This is a genomic window from Micromonospora costi (genome assembly GCF_003626655.1).
GTDB lineage: Bacteria > Actinomycetota > Actinomycetes > Mycobacteriales > Micromonosporaceae > Micromonospora > Micromonospora costi.
In genome coordinates, this window is sequence record NZ_RBAN01000005.1 from 181,178 (window position 1) to 199,331 (window position 18,154).

Consider the following 18,154-nt stretch of genomic DNA (forward strand, 5'->3'; position numbering starts at 1 on the left):
CCGCGGCGGCCCGGTCGAGGACCGGGCCGCCGCCTGGCGCGTGGAACGTGGACGGGTCCTACGGAGCGAGCTCCCGGCTCGCCCGCGCGGCGTGGGAGACCACGAGATCCTTCTCCGCCTCGGTGAAGGTCCCAGCCTGGAGGAACGCCTCCGCCGTACGCGCGACGGTCGAGACGAACTGGCCGTGGTCGGCGAACGGCGCCTCGTCCCACACCAGGTCGAGGAAGGTCGGGCCGTCCGTGCCGGGGGACGGGATCCCCGTCACGGGCACGTCGTAGTGCGGCAGGCCGTCGTTGCGCTTGTGGTTCGGCACCCCGGTGTCGATCGAGCCGAACACGATCGTCGGCTCGACCCGGCGGAAGTACGACGACACGGGCTGGGTGTCGCTGATGTAGTACGGCCGCAGGGTGAAGCCGTGCGTGGCAAAGAGCGGGTCACCGGCCGGGGTCGCGCCGGCGTGGGTGACCCCCGCACGCGCGTAGTCGCCGTCGCGCTTGAGGTGGCGGTAGAGCGTCAGCTCGCGGTAGCTGCCGCCACCCGGGTTGCCGAGGATCTGCAGGAGGACCGGCCCCCAGAAGAGCGCCTGCGTGTCGGGACGGTCCAGCGCCCGCTCGACCCGGATGCTGAACGGCATCCGCACGTCGATCGTGTCGCCCGGGTTCCAGTCCCGGCTCAGCGTCAGGTAGCTGCCCGGTTTCGCGTCGACGTCGACGGCGACGCCGTTGACCGAGACGAAGAAGCCCTTCTCCGTCCAGCCCGGGACCCGCAGCTTGATGTCGAGCCGGCCCCTGCCGTTCACGACCAGCTTCGTGCGGTCGTCCCGCGGGAAGCTCGTCTCCTGCGTGACGGTGAAGCCCTTCTCGGCCCAGGTCAGGGTGGACGGCACGAACAGGTTGACCCACAGCGTGCCGCCGTCGGCGGACTTGAAGTAGATCGTCTCCTGGTACTTCGTGTGGTTCTCCAGGCCCGTCCCGCCGCAGCAGGTGCCGGTGTTGCCGTAGCTGCGGTTGGCGCCCGGCGTCAACGGCTGGAAGTACGTGACCTGCGGGTTGCTCACGCTCGCCGTGTCGGCACGCGAACCGGTGATCTGGTTGATCAGGCCCCGCTCGTAGTAGTCCATGTAGGCGGGGTCGTGCTCGTGCAGGAACAGGTTGCGGGCCAGCTTGATGAGGTTGTACGTGGTGCAGGTCTCCGCGCCGCCCTGGGCGATCGCGTTGGCGATGTTGTCCCGGTTCTGGAACAACTCGATGTTGTTGTTGGATCCGGGGTAGTTGCCGCTCGTGCCCCCGTTGGCGAACATGCGGTGCGGGACGACCATGCCGAAGAAGTTCTTCGCGGCCTGGAAGTACTCCTGCTCGCCACTGTGCTCGAAGACGCGCAGGTACCCGATGAACTGCGGCACGTGCGTGTTGGCGTGCAGCCGGTCGGGCCGGCGACGGCCGGGACGGTTCTCCGGGGTCACGACGAGGATGTCCCGGTTCTCGACGCAGGCGTCGAACAGCGACTCCCGGTTGTCGAAGCACTTGGCCGTCTCCAGGTGCCGCGCGTCGCCGGTGAGCGCGTAGATCTCGGGGAAGACCTCGTTCGCGCCGCCGAACTCACCGGCGATGTAGAGGTCCCACATGTAGTTCAGGTTGTCCCGGGTGATCGGGCCCGTGTATGCCGGATGGTTCTTGTCCCCGACGGTCAGGGCGAGGTGCGCCCAGTTGGCCATCTTGACGACCACGTCGAGCGCCGTCGCGTTGTCGGTGTGGTAGTACGCGTCGAGCAGGCCACGAATGATCTTGTGCTGGGTGTACCAGGGCGCCCAGGTGTTGGTGCTCGCGTTGCCGCCGTAGACGGCGTACCGCGGAGGGCCGAGCCGGAGCACCGCGTCCTCGGGGATGGCGCCCACGTAGCCGGGGTGGGTCGGGATCCACGCGGCGGCGCCACCGCTCTGGCTCGCCACGATGCCGCCGTCGCGGCCGTTGGGGGAGGCGTCCTCGATGGTGGTGCCGCCGTCCTCGTCGAACCGGTACCAGGCGATGGTCCCGCCCCCGGTGGTGCCGGCCGGCGAGTCGAGCAGAGACCGGATCTGCTCCTGGCTCAGGGCCCGGTCGAAGATGTGGAACTCGTCGATCGTCGCGTCCAGGAACGGGTCGCCGTACTGGGAGCGGCCGATCCACCGGTTCCCCGGGTTCCCGAGATGGGTCGGGTTGAGGGTCATGTTCGTGTTCGTGCCGGCGACCTGACCGTTGACGTACAGGGTGCCGGTGTTCTGCGACAGCGTGACGGCCAGGTGCACCCACTCGTTCGTGGGCAGCGCGGCGTTGCCGTTGATCTGCTGCTCTCCACCGGAGCCGCCGACGGTGATCGCGAACCTCGGCGCGTTGCCGGTGACGCCGGCGCGCGGGGTGAGGAACATGTTGACCGTGGTGTTCTGACCGAAGTCGAACAGCCGGCTCCAGTTCTGGGCCGAGGCGAGGTTCACCCAGGTGGCGATGGTGAAGTCGGCGAGCTGGCTGATCGCCTCCTGCGGCAGCGTCACGTGCTGGGCCCGACTGGGGCCGTTGAGGCGCAGGCCGTTGCCGAACCGGCCCGGCACCCGCCCGATCTGCGGGGTGCCCGGGTCCTCATCGCCCGGACCGCCCGTGCCCATCCGGGCGGTGATCGCGGCCTGGCACGCGGCGATCTCGCCGACCATCCAGTCGAGCTTCGTCTTGAAGATCGGCTCGCCCTGGTCGGCGTACGCCTGGGCCAGCGCCGTCATGAAGTGTCCGGCCCAGTGGCCGCTCAGCAGCCCGCCGTCCTCCCAGCCGCCGGGCACCGACACTCCCGGCGGGTTCGGGCGCCCGGCCTGGTTGTTGAACAGCACGAGGAAGCGCCGCTCGTCGTACTGCCGGAGGAAGTCCTTGATGCGGTCGCGCTTCTCCTGGAGCAGGCCCCCGCCCAGCTTCACCTCGCGCAGCTGGAACGGCCGCACCGGGGCGGTGCCGCCGGGGCCGGGGTCCGCGGGGATCGCGGCGGGGGACGCCGCGGGGCCGGCCGGCGCCCCGGTCTCCACGGCGGCCTGCGCGGCCGCCGGGAGCGCGGCGGCGCCTGCCGCCGCGGCCACGCCGACCGCCGATGCCTGGAGGAGTTGACGTCGATTGACGGAGAGCTTGTCGGATGGGGCCACTGAAGATCGTCCTTCCACATCGGTACGGGGGAGTGGACGGCCGTCGCCGGTTCCGCACACCGCTCACGGGCGCGTTCCCGCGGCGGGTGTTCGGGGGTCGCCGAGGCCCGGTCGGGTGCCGGCCGTTCGTGTCGCGCTGGTGGCGGTGCGGTCGCCAGGGATCGGCTCACCGTTCGGTGGCCCGTCGTGGACGTGTCGGTGCGCCTCGTCCCGCCCGTCCGCGGGAGGCCCGGCCGTGCCACCGGGGGAGCGGGCGGGTGTGGCGAGGCGCGGGTGCGTACGGCGGAAGCGGCGCGCCCCGGGAGGGCGCGGGGAGGTCCCCGGGCCGCCCGCCTCGCCGACGTCGCTCGTCGCCGGGACGGTCGCTATCGCATCGAAGCTCCTCTGCCGGACGGTGGGCGGGTCGAGGAAGAGCCGTTGGCGCGGCTCTCGGACGGCGGTCACGCCATCGGCGGCCGTACCTGCCTGTGCCCGGAAGTGTGAACGTTAACTAAAGCGACCGTCAATCCCTACGTACAAGTAAGGTCCGGGGTTTGACACGCTGCGGAAACATATCTATGTTAGCGCTCAACTTCCCCGCGGAACGGTCCTCATCGAGGAGGCGGCGTGGTTCCGGCGTTCGGCCTCTCGGAGTTGTGGGACCCGTTGGTCCGCCGCGATCCGCACGAGTTCTACGACCGCGTGCGGGCCGCCGGGCGGCCGGTGCTCCAGATCGATCCCGCGGGCAACCGGTTCTGGGTGGTGGCCGGACACGCCGACGTGCTGGCCGGGCTGCACCACCCCGCCATCGGGCACGAGATCCACCGTCACTGCCCGGTCGCGCACCGGCCGGCCGGTCCCGACGGCGACGAGGTCGCGAGAATCGAGGCCCGCCAGCTCATCAGCCTGGACCCACCGGACCACACCCGACTGCGGGGCCTGGTCAGCCGCGGTTTCACGGCGCGGGCCGTGGCCCGGCTGGAGCCGTGGATCACCGATCTCGCCGACCGTCTGGTGACCGAGGCGCGCCGGCAGGGCCGGCTCGACGCGGTCACCCACCTCGCCGATCCCGTACCGGTCAACGTCATCGCGGAGCTGGTCGGCGTGCCGGAACCGGACCGACCGCGGTTCCGGGCGTGGTCGGCCGCGATCGTCTCGGCCAGTGTGGACGCCCGCGCGGCCACCGTCGAGTTCGCGGCCTACCTCGACGAGCTGGCCGCCCGGCGCCGCGCCGCCCCGGCGGAGGACCTGATCTCCGACCTCGTGGCGCGGGAGGACCGGGGCGACCGCCTCGACCGCGACGAGCTGGTGGCCCTCGTGCAACTGCTGCTCATCGCCGGCCAGGAGACGACCGTCGACCTGATCGTCAACGGCGTCCGGCTCCTGCTCGGGCACCCGGCGCAGTGGCAGGCGCTGCGGGACGAGCCGGCGTTGGCGAGCGCCGTGGTCGAGGAGACCCTGCGGTTCCGCGGCCCGGTCGAGATCGTGCCACCCCGGTACGCCTTCCGCGACGTCGAGATCGCCGGCGGCCGGATCCCCGCGTACGACCGCGTGGGGCTGTCCCTGTGGGGCGCCAACCGGGATCCCGCGGTGTTCGCGCGGCCGCACGAGTTCGACATCCACCGGCCCGACGTCCGCCGGCACATCGCGTTCGGGTACGGGATCCACTTCTGCCTCGGCGCGCACCTGGCGCGGCTGGAGGCGCGGATCATGTTCGAGCGGATCGCGCAGGGTCTTCCGGGGCTGCGCCTCGCGGCCGATCCCCGCGACCTCGACACCTTCCGTCTGCACCAGGACCGGCTGCCGCTTGTGGTCTGAGCGCTGCCCGGCCGGCTCCCTCGCGGTGCGGCGCCTTGCCGGGAGGGCCCGGTCAGCTCCGCGCCGCGCCCGCGCTGTCGCGGAGGATGAGTTCGGGCTCCAGCAGCATGTGCTCGGCCGGCTGCCCGGTGGAGTCGATCTTCCGCAGCAGCATGTCGATGCTGCGCCGGCCGAGTTCGGCGAAGTCCTGCCGCACAGTGGTGAGCGGCGGCAGGAAGTACTCGGAGTCGGGCATGCCGTCGAACCCGACGACGCTCACGTCGTCGGGGACCCGCCGGCCGGCCTCGTGCAGTGCCCGCAGCACGCCCAGGGCGATCTGGTCGTTGGCGCAGAAGATCGCGGTGACGGCCGGGTCGGCGGCCAGCTTCTGGCCCTGCTCGTAGCCCGAGCGGGCGGTCCACTCCCGCGGATGGACCGGCGGCACGACGGCGCCGGCCGCGTAGAGGGTCTCGCGCCAGCCGTCGACCCGCTCCACCGCCTCCGGCCAGTCCGGCGGGCCGGCGATGTGGTGCACGGTGGCGTGACCGAGGTCGAGCAGGTGGCGGGTGGCGAGGGCGGCGCCCGCGCGGTTGTCCACCCGGACGGTGGGCACGGCGTCGTCGCCGGCGGCGCCCACGCCCACGCAGGCGAGCACCGAGGCCACCTGGACCAGCGCGTTGGTGACCGCCGGCTTCGGCGAGATGGCGATGATGCCCTCCACCGACTGTTGCGCGAGCCGGTCGACCGCGTCGAGCACCGACTGCCGGTCGAGGCGCCGGACGGTGGCCACGGTGACGAAGTAGCCGGCGGCGCGGGCGGCGTCCTCGATGGCGTACAGCATCGAGGCCGGCCCGAACAGCGTGCTCTCGAACCCGACGATGCCCAGCGTCCCCGAGCGTCGCGTCACCAGCGTGCGGGCGGCCAGGTTGCGGCGGTAGTTGAGCGCCTCCATGGCCTGGACGACGCGGTCCCTGGTCTCCTGCCGCACGTTCGGATGGTTGTTCAGCACGCGGGAGACGGTCTGGTGGGAGACCCCGGCGAGCCGTGCCACGTCCCGCATGACCGTGGCGCGGGGCCGGCTCACGCTGCCGGTTCCCGCCTGACTCGCTGAGCCTCCCCGTGCCACCTGCCCCCGCCTCCCGCCCGATGTCATCGATCACTGTAGCGCCGCTGGGAGCGCGACCGTCCTCCGGCGTTCGGGTCGGTCCCACGGGTCGGTACGGCGGGTCGTACCCGCAGGTCGGCCCGCCGGCGCGGTCGGGCGGGTCACTCCGCCGCCGTGGGCCGTCGTGGCGCGGGCGGCGCCGACGGACCGGTGGACTCGCGGACCACCAGACGGCACGGCTGGCGGAGGACACCGCGCGACGGCTTGCCGTCGAGGGCCGAGAACAGGTGCAGCACGGCGCTCGCGCCGAGCTGTTCGAGGTTCAGGTCGACGGTGGTGAGGGGAGGCCGGCAGTCGGTCGCGAAGTCCTCCCAGTTGTCGTAGCCGACGATGGCCACGTCGTCGGGGATGCGCCGGCCGAGGTCGAGCAGCGTCTGCGCGACGCCGGTCGCGATCTGGTCGTTGCCGCAGAACACGGCGTCGATGTCCGGGTCGGCCGCGAGGAGCATGTGTGCGGCGTGCCGGCCCCAGCGCTGCGACCACTCGCCGTACAGCGGCTCCCGGCCCGCCAGGGTGAGCCCGTGCTCATCGAGCACGGCGCGCAGCCCGGTGACCCGGTCGCGGGCGGCGCGGTAGCTGTGCGGACCCGTGACGTGGGCGATGCGCCGCCGGCCCAGGGCCACGAGGTGCTCGACGGCGAGACGGGCGCCGCCCTCGTCGTCGGCCAGCAGGGAGACGTCGTCGGGGTCGGCGGACTCGCCGTAGACGTAGACGACCGGGACCGGGATCTCGCGGGTCAGCGACGGCCGCACGTCGTTGCTGTCGCCCATGACGATGAAGCCGTCGACGCGCCGGGCCAGCAGCGTGCGGATGTAGTGCTGGCGGCGGATCGCGTCGCCGCGGGCGTCGCAGAGCAGGACGGACATCTGCTCGTTGCCGAGCGCGTTCTCGGCGCCGAGCAGGATCGGGATGGAGAAACGGCCACCGAGTTCGTCGGTGAGCAGCCCGATGGTGCGGGTGCGGCCCGAGATCAGGCCGCGGGCGAGGGCGTTCGGATGGAAGGACAGCTCGCTCGCGGCCCGCAGCACCCGCTCCCGCGTCGCCGGCGCGACCTCGGCGCGGTCGTTGAGCGCCTTCGAGGCGGTGGCGACGGAGACGCCGGCCCGGCGGGCGACGTCGGTCAGCGTCACGGCCTGCGTGCGTTGCCTGCCCATCGAAAAACCTTTCGGCGTGGTGTTTCGGCGAGAAGCCGAGTGTAGAGCGTGAGAGTACGCCCAGCGGTTCGCCAATTTGTTACCGGTCGAACATCTTGCCGAAAAGGTTTTCGTAGGCCAGGGTGGGCGCCAGAGTGACCCCGGTCACCCAAGCCAGGAGGTAGCGGATGTCAGCTCCCGACCCGACCGGCGGCCGGCCGGTGGACCCGTCCCGTGGCACGCTGCGTCCGCTCGGCCTCGCCGAGGCGCACGTCACCGGCGGGTTCTGGGCCGACCGGCAGCGCGTCAACGGCGAGGCGACCCTCGACCACGCCCGGACCTGGATGGAGAAGGTGGGCTGGATCGGGAACTTCGCGCTGGGTGACGCCGCCGGGCCGGTCGAGCGGCGTGGACGGGAGTTCTCCGACTCGGAGGTCTACAAGCTCGTCGAGGCCATGGCGTGGGAGACGGGCCGCCGCCCGGATCCGGCGCGGACCCGCGAGATCGACGACCTGGTGGCGACGATCGGCGCCGCTCAGGAGCCCGACGGTTACCTCAACACCGCCTTCGGCCGCCCCGGCCAGCAACCCCGCTACAGCGACCTCGCCTCGGGCCACGAGCTCTACTGCGCGGGCCACCTGCTCCAGGCCGCGGTCGCCCACACGCGGATCCACGGGCCCGGCGAGCTGCTGCGGATCGCCCGGGGCGTCGCCGACCAGGTCTGCGCCACGTTCGGGCCGGCCGGCAACCCGGGCATCTGCGGCCACCCCGAGATCGAAACCGCGCTGGTCGAGCTGTTCCGCCTGACCGGCGAGCGGCGCTACCTCGACCAGGCGGCGCTCTTCGTCGACCGGCGGGGGCACCAGAGCCTGCCACCGCACCAGTTCGGCTGGTCGTACTACAGCGACGACATCCCGGTCCGTTCCGCCACCGTCCTGCGTGGCCACGCCGTCCGCGCCCTCTACCTCGCCTGCGGCGCCGTCGACGTGGCGGTGGAGACCGGCGACGACGACCTGTTGCGGGCGGTGGCCGGGCAGTTCGACCGGACCCTCGCCCGGCGCACCTACCTCACCGGCGGAATGGGCTCCCGGTACGCCGACGAGGCGTTCGGCGACGACTTCGTGCTGCCGGCCGACCGGGCGTACTCGGAGAGCTGCGCGGGCGTGGCGGCCGTGATGCTCGCCTGGCGTCTCCTGCTTGCCACCGGCGAGGACCGCTACGCCGACGTGATCGAGCGCATCCTCTACAACGTGATCGCCACCGCGGTCGACGACGACGGGCGCGCCTTCTTCTACGCCCACAGCCTGCACCAGCGCACGCCCACCCGGGCCCTGCCCGAGGACGAGGAGCAGCTCGGCTTCGGCGGTGGTCCGCGCGCGCCCTGGTTCGAGGTCTCGTGCTGCCTGCCCAACGTCGCGCGGCTGCTCGCGAGCCTCGGCACGTACCTCGCGGCCGCCGACGGCGACGGGCTACGCGTGCTGCAGTACGCGGACGCCCGGATCGACACCCGCCTCGCCGACGGGCGCCGGGTGGTCCTCGCCGTCAGCACCGGCTACCCGGACAGCGGCACCGTGACGGTCCGCGTCGACGCCACCGACGGCGGCGCCTGGCCGCTGACCCTGCGGGTGCCCGCCTGGGCGCGGGGGGCCACGGTCGAGGTGGACGGCGTGTCCCGGCCCGCGCCCGAGGGCCGGTTGACCGTGCGGCGCGACTTCGCCGCCGGCGACGAGATCCGGCTCCACCTGCCGATGGCGCCGCGCTTCACGTTTCCGGACCCGCGCATCGACGCCGTCCGCGGCTGCGTCGCGATCGAGCGCGGGCCGGTCGTCTACTGCGCGGAGTCCACGAGGGACGAGCCGGTCGGCGACCTCGACCTGGTCCGCGTCGACCCGGGACGCGTTCCGCACGACGACGACGCCGGCCGCGTCGCCGTGTGGGCCCACCTGGCCACACCCGTTCCGCGGGCCTGGCCGTACGGCGAGGCCGCCGCGACCGCCGACGAGACGCGGCTCGCGCCCGTCCGCCTGCTGCCGTACCACCGCTGGGCCCGCCGCGGACCCGCCACCATGCGGGTCTGGCTGCCCACGACCACCGACGCCCGCTAGTCACCTCGTCGAAGGAGTACGAATGGCCAGATACCGAGCCCGACGGGCGGTCGCCCTGGCGGCCGCCGCGCTGCTGATGACCGTGGCCACCGCGTGCGGCGGCGACGACGGCGCGACCGGCGGCGACCAGGCGGCTGTCGACGACGGCGCCACCCTGACCCTGTGGACCCGCGCGGCCACCGAGGCGATGAGCAAGGCGTACGCCGAGGCGTACAACGCCACGCACAAGAACAAGGTGCAGGTCACCGCCTACCCCAACGAGGAGTACCCGGCGAAGCTCGCGTCCGCGGCCGGCGCGAAGGCGCTGCCCGACCTGTTCGCCGCCGACGTGGTCTTCGCCCCGCAGTACGCGTCGCAGGGCCTGTGGCTCGACGTGACCGACCGGTTCGGCGCCCTCGACGTCAAGGACAAGGTCGCGCCGGCGCACGTCCGGGCGGGCACCTGGGAGGGCCGCACCTACGCCGTGCCGCACACCATCGACATGTCGGTGATGCTCTACAACAAGGACCTCTACACCAGGGCCGGCCTCGACCCGGAGAAGCCGCCGACGACGCTCAAGGAGTTCGCCGAGCAGGCCCGCGCGGTCGACAAGCTGGGCGGTGACGTCAACGGCACCTACTTCGGCGGCAACTGCGGCGGCTGCGTCGAGTTCACGTTCTGGCCGTCGGTGTGGGCCGCCGGTGGTGACGTGCTCGACGACAAGGGCACCAACGCCCGGGTCGACTCCCCGGAGATGGCCGAGGTCTTCGCCCTGTACCGGTCGCTCTACGAGGAGGGCGTCGCCGCTCCGGCCTCCCGCGACGAGGCCGGTCCCACCTGGCTCGGCGCGCTCCAGAACGGAAAGATCGGCATCGCGCCGGGCCCGTCGGTCTGGCTCGGCCTCATCGAGGAGAAGGGCGTGAAGATGGGCGTCGCGCCGATCAGCGGCCCCGACGGCGGGGAGTCGACCTTCGTGGGCGGCGACGCCATCGGCATCGGCGCCACCAGCGGAAAGGCGGCGCAGGCGTGGGACTTCCTGGCCTGGACGATGTCCGACGAGGCCCAGGTCGAGGTGGTCGCGAAGAACAAGGGCGTGCCCACCCGCACCGACCTGGCGTCGAACAAGTACTCGCAGGCCGACGAGCGGATCGTGCTGATCAACTCGCTCATGGCCAAGGGGAGGACGCCGTACGCCCGCAACTTCAACGCGTCCTTCAACGACCCCCAGAGCCCGTGGTTGCAGACCGTCCGCGGTGCGCTCTTCGACGACGCGGCGGCCGCGCTCGCCAAGGGCAACGCCGACATCACCAAGTCCCTGCAACAGGGCTGAGTCCGACGGGAGGGACCTGACCGCCCCCGGCCAGGTCCCACCGTCCAGGGAGGACACGATGACGACCACGACCGATCCGACCCGGGAACGGACGGCCGGGGCGGGCGCGACGACGCCGGCCAGCCGCCCGCTGCGCCGGCGCCGGGCCCGCCGGGCCTGGCTCGGCATCGCGTACGCCAGCCCGACGGCCGCGATGGTGGTCCTGTTCTTCCTCGTCCCGCTCGTGCTCGTCGGATGGATGTCGCTGCACCGCTGGCCGCTGCTCGCGCCACCCACCCTCAACGCGCCGGACAACTTCACCGGCATCGCCGACAACGACCTCGTCCGGTCGGCGACCTGGTTCACGGTGAAGTACACGCTGGTCATCACCGTCCTGCTGTTCGCGATCTCGCTCGGCCTGGCGCTGCTCGTGCAGCACCGCCGGCCGGGCGTCGGGATGTTCCGCACGGCCTTCCTCCTGCCGATGGCGGTCGGCTTCGCGAGCGCCTCCCTGCTCTTCCTCGGCCTGCTCAGCGACGAGATCGGTCCCGTCAACGACCTGCTCGGCCGGCTCGGGCTGGTCGACGGGTACGTCTCCTGGACCAGCGGCAGCGCGAACTCGGCGCTCACCTCCGCGGTCGTGCTCGTGCTCTGGCGGTTCGCCGGGTTCAACATGCTGATCCTGCTGACCGGCCTGCAGGCGATCCCGCCGGAGATCTACGAGGCGGCCCGGGTCGACGGCGCCGGGCGGTGGCAGACCTTCCGCCGCATCACGCTGCCGCTCATGCGGCCCACCATCGCGCTGGTCCTCACGCTCATGGTGACCGGGTCGCTGCTGGCGTTCGACCAGTTCTGGATCCTGACCCGCGGCGGCCCGGACAACAGCACCACCTCCCTGGTCATGGTGATCTACCGGGAGGCGTTCATCCGGCTCGACCTCGGGTCGGCCGCCGCGATCTCCGTCGTGCTGCTCGGGGTCCTCGTCGTCTTCAACGTCATCCAGCTCGGCGTCCTGCGCCGCCGGTCGAACTGAGGAGGCCGCCATGTTCGACTCCCGTGCCCGTTCCCGGTGGGGTTACTCGGTCACCGGCGCCGCCCTGGCGATCCTGTTCCTGTTCCCGCTGTTGTGGAGCGGCTGGGCCTCGGTGCGTACGGGTTCCGGCTTCGGCCTGGAGAACTACGACCGGCTGTTCACCTCCGACAACGGCATCCGGCCGCACCACGTGGTCAACAGCGTCGTGGTCAGCGCGCTCACCGTCGGCGGCACGCTCGTGGTCGCCACCCTGGGCGGGTACGCCTTCGGCCGCTTCCGGTTCCCCGGCCGGGACCTGCTCTTCCTGCTGACCCTGGCGATCCTCATGGTGCCGTACGCGACGATCCTGATCGCCCTCTACGTCCTGCTCGGCTGGCTCGGCCTGGAGGACACGCTCGTCGGCCTGAGCCTTGTCCTCATCATGTTCCAGCTCCCGTTCTCGATCTTCATGATGCGCAACTCGTTCGAGGCGGTGCCGCACGAGCTGGAGGAGTCGGCGCAGATGGACGGCTGCGCCAGCTTCGGCACCCTCGTACGGATCATGCTGCCGGCCGTGCGACCCGGCCTGGTGACGGTCGGGCTGTTCGCGTTCCTCACCTCGTGGAGCGAGTTCTTCGCACCGCTGATCCTGCTCAACTCGACCGACCGGTTCACCACCACGCTCGCCGTGGTCAACATGCGTACGGCCAGCCACGGGTCGATCGACTACGCCGCGCTCGAGGCCGGTGTCGTCTTCATGGCCGTGCCGTGCCTCGTGCTCTTCGCCTTCATGCAGCGCAGCTACGTCCGCGGTTTCACCTCGGGCGCCATCAAGGGCTGACCGCCCGTCTTCCCTCGCCGACGTACCGGAGCGGGGCCAGGGGAGACGTCCGATGCGAAAGATCGGCATCAATTCATACATGAGCCGGCCGCGTGCCCGCTCCCGGCCGCACCGCAGACACGGAGGTAGAGATGGCCAGTCAACGCGCGCGGAGGGCGCCCACCTGGGTCGCCGTGGCCGCGCTGGTGGTCGGAGGGGTGGTGGGTCTGCCGTCCGCCGCCCACGCGGACGGTCCGGTCCTCCCCGGCAACGAGGGTGACGTCGGGGTCTACACCGACGGCCTGCACCACTCGATGGAGATCGGGGACCCCGTCTACGGCAACGTCGGCGAGGTCGCCGCGCAGTTGCAGCCCGGCGTGCCCTTCACGGCGGCCAGCATGCATCAGTCGATCTTCGAAAAGGACCTGGCCGCCGGCGGCACGGACTACTACCTGGACCGGATCCTCGGCGTCCGTGGGCCGGTCGGCGCGGCCGTGCTCATGACCCGGGGCCGCTCCCTCTACCTGCGGGGCGCCAACACCAACACCTTCGCCGTGATGGGCTTCGCCGGCAACACGTACGTCGGCGGCCCCAACAACCTCGGCAACCTCTACACGGTGACCGTGCCCGGGCAGACCGTCACCGAGGTCAACGCCGAGCGGTTCAACGCCCCGAGCCACGCCCGCGGCCGGTACACGATCGGCGCCACCGGCGTCACCGCGGACCTCACGAGGTTCATCACCTACGACAACGTCGCGGTCACCGCCGTCGACTTCCGCAACCCCGGCGACGCCTCGGTCACCTTCACCGTCCGGGCCGCGTCGCCGCTGGCCACCCGGCCGGGCGACGGCGACGCCCACCTCACCGGCACCCGTACCGTCACCAGCGGCGCCAACAACGGCCTCGTCGACACCGCCTGGAACACCGTCACGGTCGACCTCACCGCCGCCGGCTTCACCCGGGCCGGCGCCAACCTGGACCGCCAGGTGACCGTGCCTGCCGGTGGCTCGGTGTCGCTGTCGGTCGTCGGCGCCGTCTCCTCGCCCACCCTGCCGGAGACCGTCCGCAGCTACCGGGAGTACGCCGCGATGCCGCCGGCCGAGGCCGTACGCACCGGGATCACCGCGTTCAACCGCCAGTGGGCCCAGGACGTGCCCTACGTCGACGTGCCGGATCCCGCGCTGGAGAAGGCGATCGTCTACCGCTGGTGGGGCGAGCGGTACAACAGCCTCGACGCCAACGCGCCCGGCTACGTCTACCAGTACCCCACCACGGTCGAGGGGGCGAACCTCTATCAGAACGCGGTCGCGCTGACCCAGCCCATGCACCTGCAGGACACCAAGTGGCTGCGCACGCCGTACCTGCCGTACGGGCAGATCCTCAACATCGGCGAGTTGTCCGGCTCGTCGGCGTTCCTGGACAGCCCGGGCCACACGAGCTGGAACAACCACTACTCGCAGTACCTCGGCACCGCCGGCCTGGAGGCGTACAACGTGCACGGCGGCGGCGCGGAGGTCGCCCGGAAGTTCGCCGACTACTTCGCCGGCGACGGCGTGGGCCAGCTCGAGCACTACGACGGCAACGGCGACAAGCTCATCGCCTACGACACCAACTACATGCCGGGCAACGACGCCGACGCCATCAGCTTCGGCTTCCCGAAGGCCAACGCCGGTGCGCCCGGCGCCCGCACCATCGAGCGCCCCGAGTCGGCGTACGTGTGGGGCGCGTTCGACGCCGCCCGCCAGCTGTACCAGATGTCCGGCGCCGACCGGGCCACCGTCGACGCGGCGGCCGCCCGCGCCGACGAGATCCGCGAGGCCGTCCTCGGCCGGTTGTGGAGCCCGGACATGCGGATGTTCCTCGCCGGCACCTCCCACGGCGCCACCTCGGCGGCCAGCTCCAACGGCCGGGCCAACCCGCTGCCGGCCGACGCCCGGGACCTGATCCCGGCCAAGGAGTCCAACCTGTACGACGTCTACGCCGAGAACCTCATCCCGTACGACCAGTGGCGTACGTACGTCGACGGTTTCCGGTTCCTGACCTACGGCGACAACTTCCCGATCTTCCCGTTCTACACCGCCAACCAGTACGACCGGGCGGCCTACGGCATCGGTGGCTCCAACAACTTCTCCAACATCAACTTCACGGTCCAGTACCGCGGTGTCCGCTCCGCGCTGCGCCACTACGACCCGGAGCAGAAGTACGTCACCCCGGCGTACGCCAAGCGGCTGCTGGACTGGATGGCCTGGAGCATCTACCCGAACGCGGACCTGCGGGCCCCGAACCAGGCCGAGTACTACTCGAACTGGAACCCGACCGCGAAGACGTACAACCGCAACAACCCGAACCACGTGATGCTCGGGAACATGAACTACATCTTCGTCGAGGACATGGCGGGTCTCCAGCCACGCTCCGACGACAAGATCGAACTGTGGCCGATCAGGTTCGGCTACGACCACTTCATGGTCAACAACGTGCGGTACCACGGGCACGACCTGACGATCGTCTGGGACCCCGACGGCAGCAGGTACGGCCTCGGCGCCGGCTACAGCCTCTTCGTCGACGGCGCGAAGAAGGTCAGCACGGACGCGCTCGGCACGCTCACCTACGACCCGAACACCAACCGGGTCGACGCCGAGGACGGCCTCACGGTCACCTACACCGCCGCGGAGGGCGACGACTTCCCGACGGCGGTCGACACCGGCATCGCCGACGAGCGGGTGGTCGCGTACCTGAAGACGGCCGGCATCGACCTCACCGAGGACGCGCCGAACCTGGCCGCCGGCGCCGGGCTGCGCTCGTCGTACACCCAGCAGGGCCCGCGGCCCACGCCGTGGCGGCAGTTCCACACACCGGGGTGGAGCACCACGTCGATGAACCACACCCCGGGCGCGGTCGCCGAGACCGAGCGGCCGGTGTCGCTGGCCGCGGTGACCGACGGGATCACCGCGAACGAGCCGTACTGGGGCAACCACGGCACCACCGAGAAGAACGGCTACGTCGAGCTGGACCTGGGCTCGGCCCGGTCCTTCGACAACGTCAAGGTGACCTTCGTGAGCGACCGGCAGGCCGGTGGCTACCGCGAGCCCGCACGCTGGTGGATCCAGGCCCCCGACGGCCACGGCGGCTGGTCGGCGGTGCCGGACCAGTTCAAGAACCCAGCCGTGCCGGCCGCCAAGTTCAACGAGGCGCTGTTCCGGACCGTCACGTCGGACAAGCTGCGTGTGGCCTTCACCAACAGCCCGACCTTCTACACCGCGATCTCCGAGATCCAGGTCTTCGACTCGGGTCGGGAGGTGCCGCCCGTCGCCAACCAGGCGCCCACCGTCACCGCCACCCGCGACGGCTCGGCCGACGGCAACCTGTCCACCCGGCTGGTCGGCACGGCCGCCGACGACGGCGTCCCCTACGACGACGAACTGACCGTCGGGTGGGAGACGGTCTCCGCCCCGCCGGGGGCGAGCGTCATCTACTCCGATCGCGACGGGCTGACCACCACGGTGACCGGCACCCGACCCGGTGACTACGTGTTCCGGTTCTTCGCCGACGACGGGGACCGGCGTACGGAGACGACCGTGCCGGTGACCCTCACCGAGCGGGAGATCGTCGCCGAGTTCGGCGCCTCGGCGACCGTCACGACCAGCGGCACGGCGTCGTGGGAGAACCACGACCGGGTCAACGACGCCGGCAACCCGAGCAGTTCGAGCCCCGGCTCGGGCAACGGCTGGGGCAACTGGGGCCAGCAGCAGAACGGCACCAGCCTCCAGCGGGCGGCGTGGATCCAGTACACCTGGGACTCGCCGGTGCGGCTGTCGTCGACCGACATCTACTGGTACGACGACAACGGCGGCACCCGGCGGCCGACGGCCACCACCTACGCGGTCGAGACCTCCGACGACGGCACCACCTGGACGCCGGTCACGCTCACCAACGGCTCGTCGTACGCCGACGCGCTGGCCGTCAACACCGCCAACCACCTCGACTTCGCGCCGGTCACCACGAGCCGGCTGCGGATCCGCATCTGGGGTGTCATGGGTGCGGGCGCCGGCACGGGCGTCCTGCGCTGGCGGGCGAACGGCGAGATCATCGACTCGGTACGCCAGCCGGTGCTCATGCGGACCACCGTGGGTGAGGTCCCGACACTGCCGGCCACCCTCGACGCCGTCTACGCCAGCGGCGAGCGCGGTCGGGTCGGCTTCGCCTGGCAGGAGATCACGCCGGAGATGGTCGCCGACGCCAACGTGGAGCCGTTCGTGGTCTACGGCACGAACGACCTGTACGGCCTGATCGCCGAGGCCCGGATCTACGTCCGTCCGGAGACGGCGCCGGGAGGCATCTCGATCCAGGGAGCCGAGACGTTCGCACAGAGCGTGCGGGTGGGTCAGCGTCCCTGGCTGCCCGAGCGGGTGGAGGTGTCGTACAACGACGGCTCGCGGGACAACCAGGCCATCGGGGTGCGGTGGCGCTTCGACGAGAGCGTCCTCGACACACCCGGTCGCCACACGGTCGTGGGTGACCTCGTCCTGCCCGAGTACGTGAGCGAGGCCGGCACCACGCAGACCACGCTGACCCTCACCGTGGGTGACGACTCCGTCGCGCCCACCACGACGGTGGCGTGGTCACCGGCGGAGCCGGACGGCGCGGGCGGCTGGTACACGAGCGCCCCGTCCTTCACGCTCCACGCCCAGGACGCGTTCGGCGTGGACCGTACGGAGTACCGGCTCGACGGCGGCGCGTGGACCGCGTACACGTCGCCCGTCACGGTCGACCAGCAGGGCGCTCACCGCGTCGAGTTCCGCTCGGTGGACGTCAGCGGCAACGTCGAGGAGTTGAAGGAGGCGACGGTCCGGGTCGACACGGCCGCGCCGACGGCCCGCTTCGACTCGACGGTCGGCATCGTGTACTTCGGCTCTGTCCCGGCGGCGCCCACCTGCACCGCGAGCGACGCCACCTCCGGTCCGGCGAGCTGTGTGGTGAGCGGCTACCGCACCACCGTCGGGACGCACACCCTCACCGCGACGGCCACCGACGCGGCGGGCAACGTGGGCACGGCCAGCCAGACGTACACGGTGCTGCCGTGGACGGCGAAGGGCTTCTACCGGCCGGTCGACATGGGCGGTGCGGTCAACACCGTGAAGGCCGGCAGCACGGTGCCGCTGACGTTCGAGCTGTTCGCGGCGCAGGAGATCACCGACACCGACGCGGTGACCGTGAGCGTGAAGCAGATCGGCTGCTCCGGTGCGGCGGGCGCGGACGTCGCCGAAACCCCGGGACCGTCCGGCAGGGATCTGCGGTACGACCGGGCCGAGGGATGGTTCGTCTACGACTGGAAGACGCCGCGCACACCGGGCCGGTGCTACGCGGCCACCGCCACGGCGGATGACGGGACGACCCTCACGGCGCTGTTCCGACTGCGGTGAGGACGGGCTGACGGGGACGTGCCCGACGAGGACGGAGGGGTCGCGGTGCCGCGGCCCCTCCGTCGCGTTCACGGATCGCAGATGATGATCAAATCGTGGCGAACCGGGTCGAGGTCGGATGGGACTCCCGCCGATGGCCTAATCCGACATCATCCGAAAGGACGAGTTAGTGGATCACCGGGCGGGGCTCGGCGTTCCGCGTCGTTCCTCCCGTCCACGACCCGGACGATGGCGCAACGGAGGTTTGACCGGACCGCGAGGGTCATCCCCGGCCTCGC

The 18,154-nt window shown here is 71.5% G+C and carries 9 protein-coding genes; 6 read left to right on the forward strand and 3 right to left on the reverse strand.

Going from position 1 to position 18,154, the window contains the following annotated elements; all coding sequences use genetic code 11:
- Positions 1 to 58: 58 nt before the first annotated feature.
- Complete coding sequence (locus D7193_RS26510; protein ID WP_241563498.1) at positions 59 to 3,157, reverse strand: beta-L-arabinofuranosidase domain-containing protein; 3,099 nt, start codon at positions 3,155 to 3,157, stop codon at positions 59 to 61.
- Between the two features lie 606 nt (positions 3,158 to 3,763).
- Here D7193_RS26510 and D7193_RS26515 point away from each other — a divergent pair.
- Positions 3,764 to 4,954 (forward strand): cytochrome P450, encoded by a 1,191-nt coding sequence (locus tag D7193_RS26515; RefSeq protein ID WP_120782346.1) that lies wholly within the window; start codon positions 3,764 to 3,766, stop codon positions 4,952 to 4,954.
- 52 nt (positions 4,955 to 5,006) lie between these two features.
- Here D7193_RS26515 and D7193_RS26520 read toward each other — a convergent pair whose 3' ends face one another.
- Both D7193_RS26520 and D7193_RS26525 read right to left on the reverse strand, forming a co-directional pair.
- A complete protein-coding gene (locus D7193_RS26520) occupies positions 5,007 to 5,993 on the reverse strand; it encodes a LacI family DNA-binding transcriptional regulator (RefSeq protein ID WP_120782500.1) in 987 nt (328 codons plus the stop codon).
- A 206-nt stretch (positions 5,994 to 6,199) separates the two neighbouring features.
- Positions 6,200 to 7,252: a LacI family DNA-binding transcriptional regulator gene (locus tag D7193_RS26525; RefSeq protein ID WP_120782347.1), complete on the reverse strand. Its 1,053-nt coding sequence runs from the start codon at positions 7,250 to 7,252 to the stop codon at positions 6,200 to 6,202.
- A gap of 167 nt (positions 7,253 to 7,419) precedes the next feature.
- Here D7193_RS26525 and D7193_RS26530 point away from each other — a divergent pair, with 167 nt between their 5' ends.
- The 5 genes from D7193_RS26530 (at position 7,420) to D7193_RS26550 (ending at position 17,876) form a co-directional block, all read left to right on the forward strand.
- Entirely contained in the window at positions 7,420 to 9,336 is a 1,917-nt protein-coding gene (locus tag D7193_RS26530) for a glycoside hydrolase family 127 protein (RefSeq protein WP_120782348.1), read from the forward strand.
- Positions 9,337 to 9,358: 22 nt separating this feature from the next.
- On the forward strand, positions 9,359 to 10,645 hold the full coding sequence (locus tag D7193_RS26535) for an ABC transporter substrate-binding protein (protein ID WP_120782349.1): 1,287 nt from the start codon (positions 9,359 to 9,361) through the stop codon (positions 10,643 to 10,645).
- 58 nt (positions 10,646 to 10,703) lie between these two features.
- Positions 10,704 to 11,657 carry a carbohydrate ABC transporter permease gene (locus D7193_RS26540; RefSeq protein WP_120782350.1) on the forward strand — a complete coding sequence of 318 codons (954 nt, stop codon included), beginning with the start codon at positions 10,704 to 10,706 and terminating at the stop codon, positions 11,655 to 11,657.
- Positions 11,658 to 11,667: 10 nt separating this feature from the next.
- Complete coding sequence (locus D7193_RS26545) at positions 11,668 to 12,477, forward strand: carbohydrate ABC transporter permease (RefSeq protein ID WP_120782351.1); 810 nt, start codon at positions 11,668 to 11,670, stop codon at positions 12,475 to 12,477.
- A 131-nt stretch (positions 12,478 to 12,608) separates the two neighbouring features.
- Complete coding sequence (locus D7193_RS26550) at positions 12,609 to 17,876, forward strand: PxKF domain-containing protein (protein ID WP_187356270.1); 5,268 nt, start codon at positions 12,609 to 12,611, stop codon at positions 17,874 to 17,876.
- Positions 17,877 to 18,154: the final 278 nt, after the last annotated feature.

Bases quoted from the DNA above. Each gene is read 5' to 3' on its own strand.
- D7193_RS26545 (WP_120782351.1), top strand. From the start codon at position 11,668: ATGTTCGACTCCCGTGCCCGTTCCCGGTGGGGTTACTCGGTCACCGGC.
- D7193_RS26550 (WP_187356270.1), top strand. From the start codon at position 12,609: ATGGCCAGTCAACGCGCGCGGAGGGCGCCCACCTGGGTCGCCGTGGCC.
- D7193_RS26525 (WP_120782347.1), bottom strand. From the start codon at position 7,252: ATGGGCAGGCAACGCACGCAGGCCGTGACGCTGACCGACGTCGCCCGC.
- D7193_RS26540 (WP_120782350.1), top strand. From the start codon at position 10,704: ATGACGACCACGACCGATCCGACCCGGGAACGGACGGCCGGGGCGGGC.
- D7193_RS26530 (WP_120782348.1), top strand. From the start codon at position 7,420: ATGTCAGCTCCCGACCCGACCGGCGGCCGGCCGGTGGACCCGTCCCGT.
- D7193_RS26535 (WP_120782349.1), top strand. From the start codon at position 9,359: ATGGCCAGATACCGAGCCCGACGGGCGGTCGCCCTGGCGGCCGCCGCG.
- D7193_RS26520 (WP_120782500.1), bottom strand. From the start codon at position 5,993: ATGCGGGACGTGGCACGGCTCGCCGGGGTCTCCCACCAGACCGTCTCC.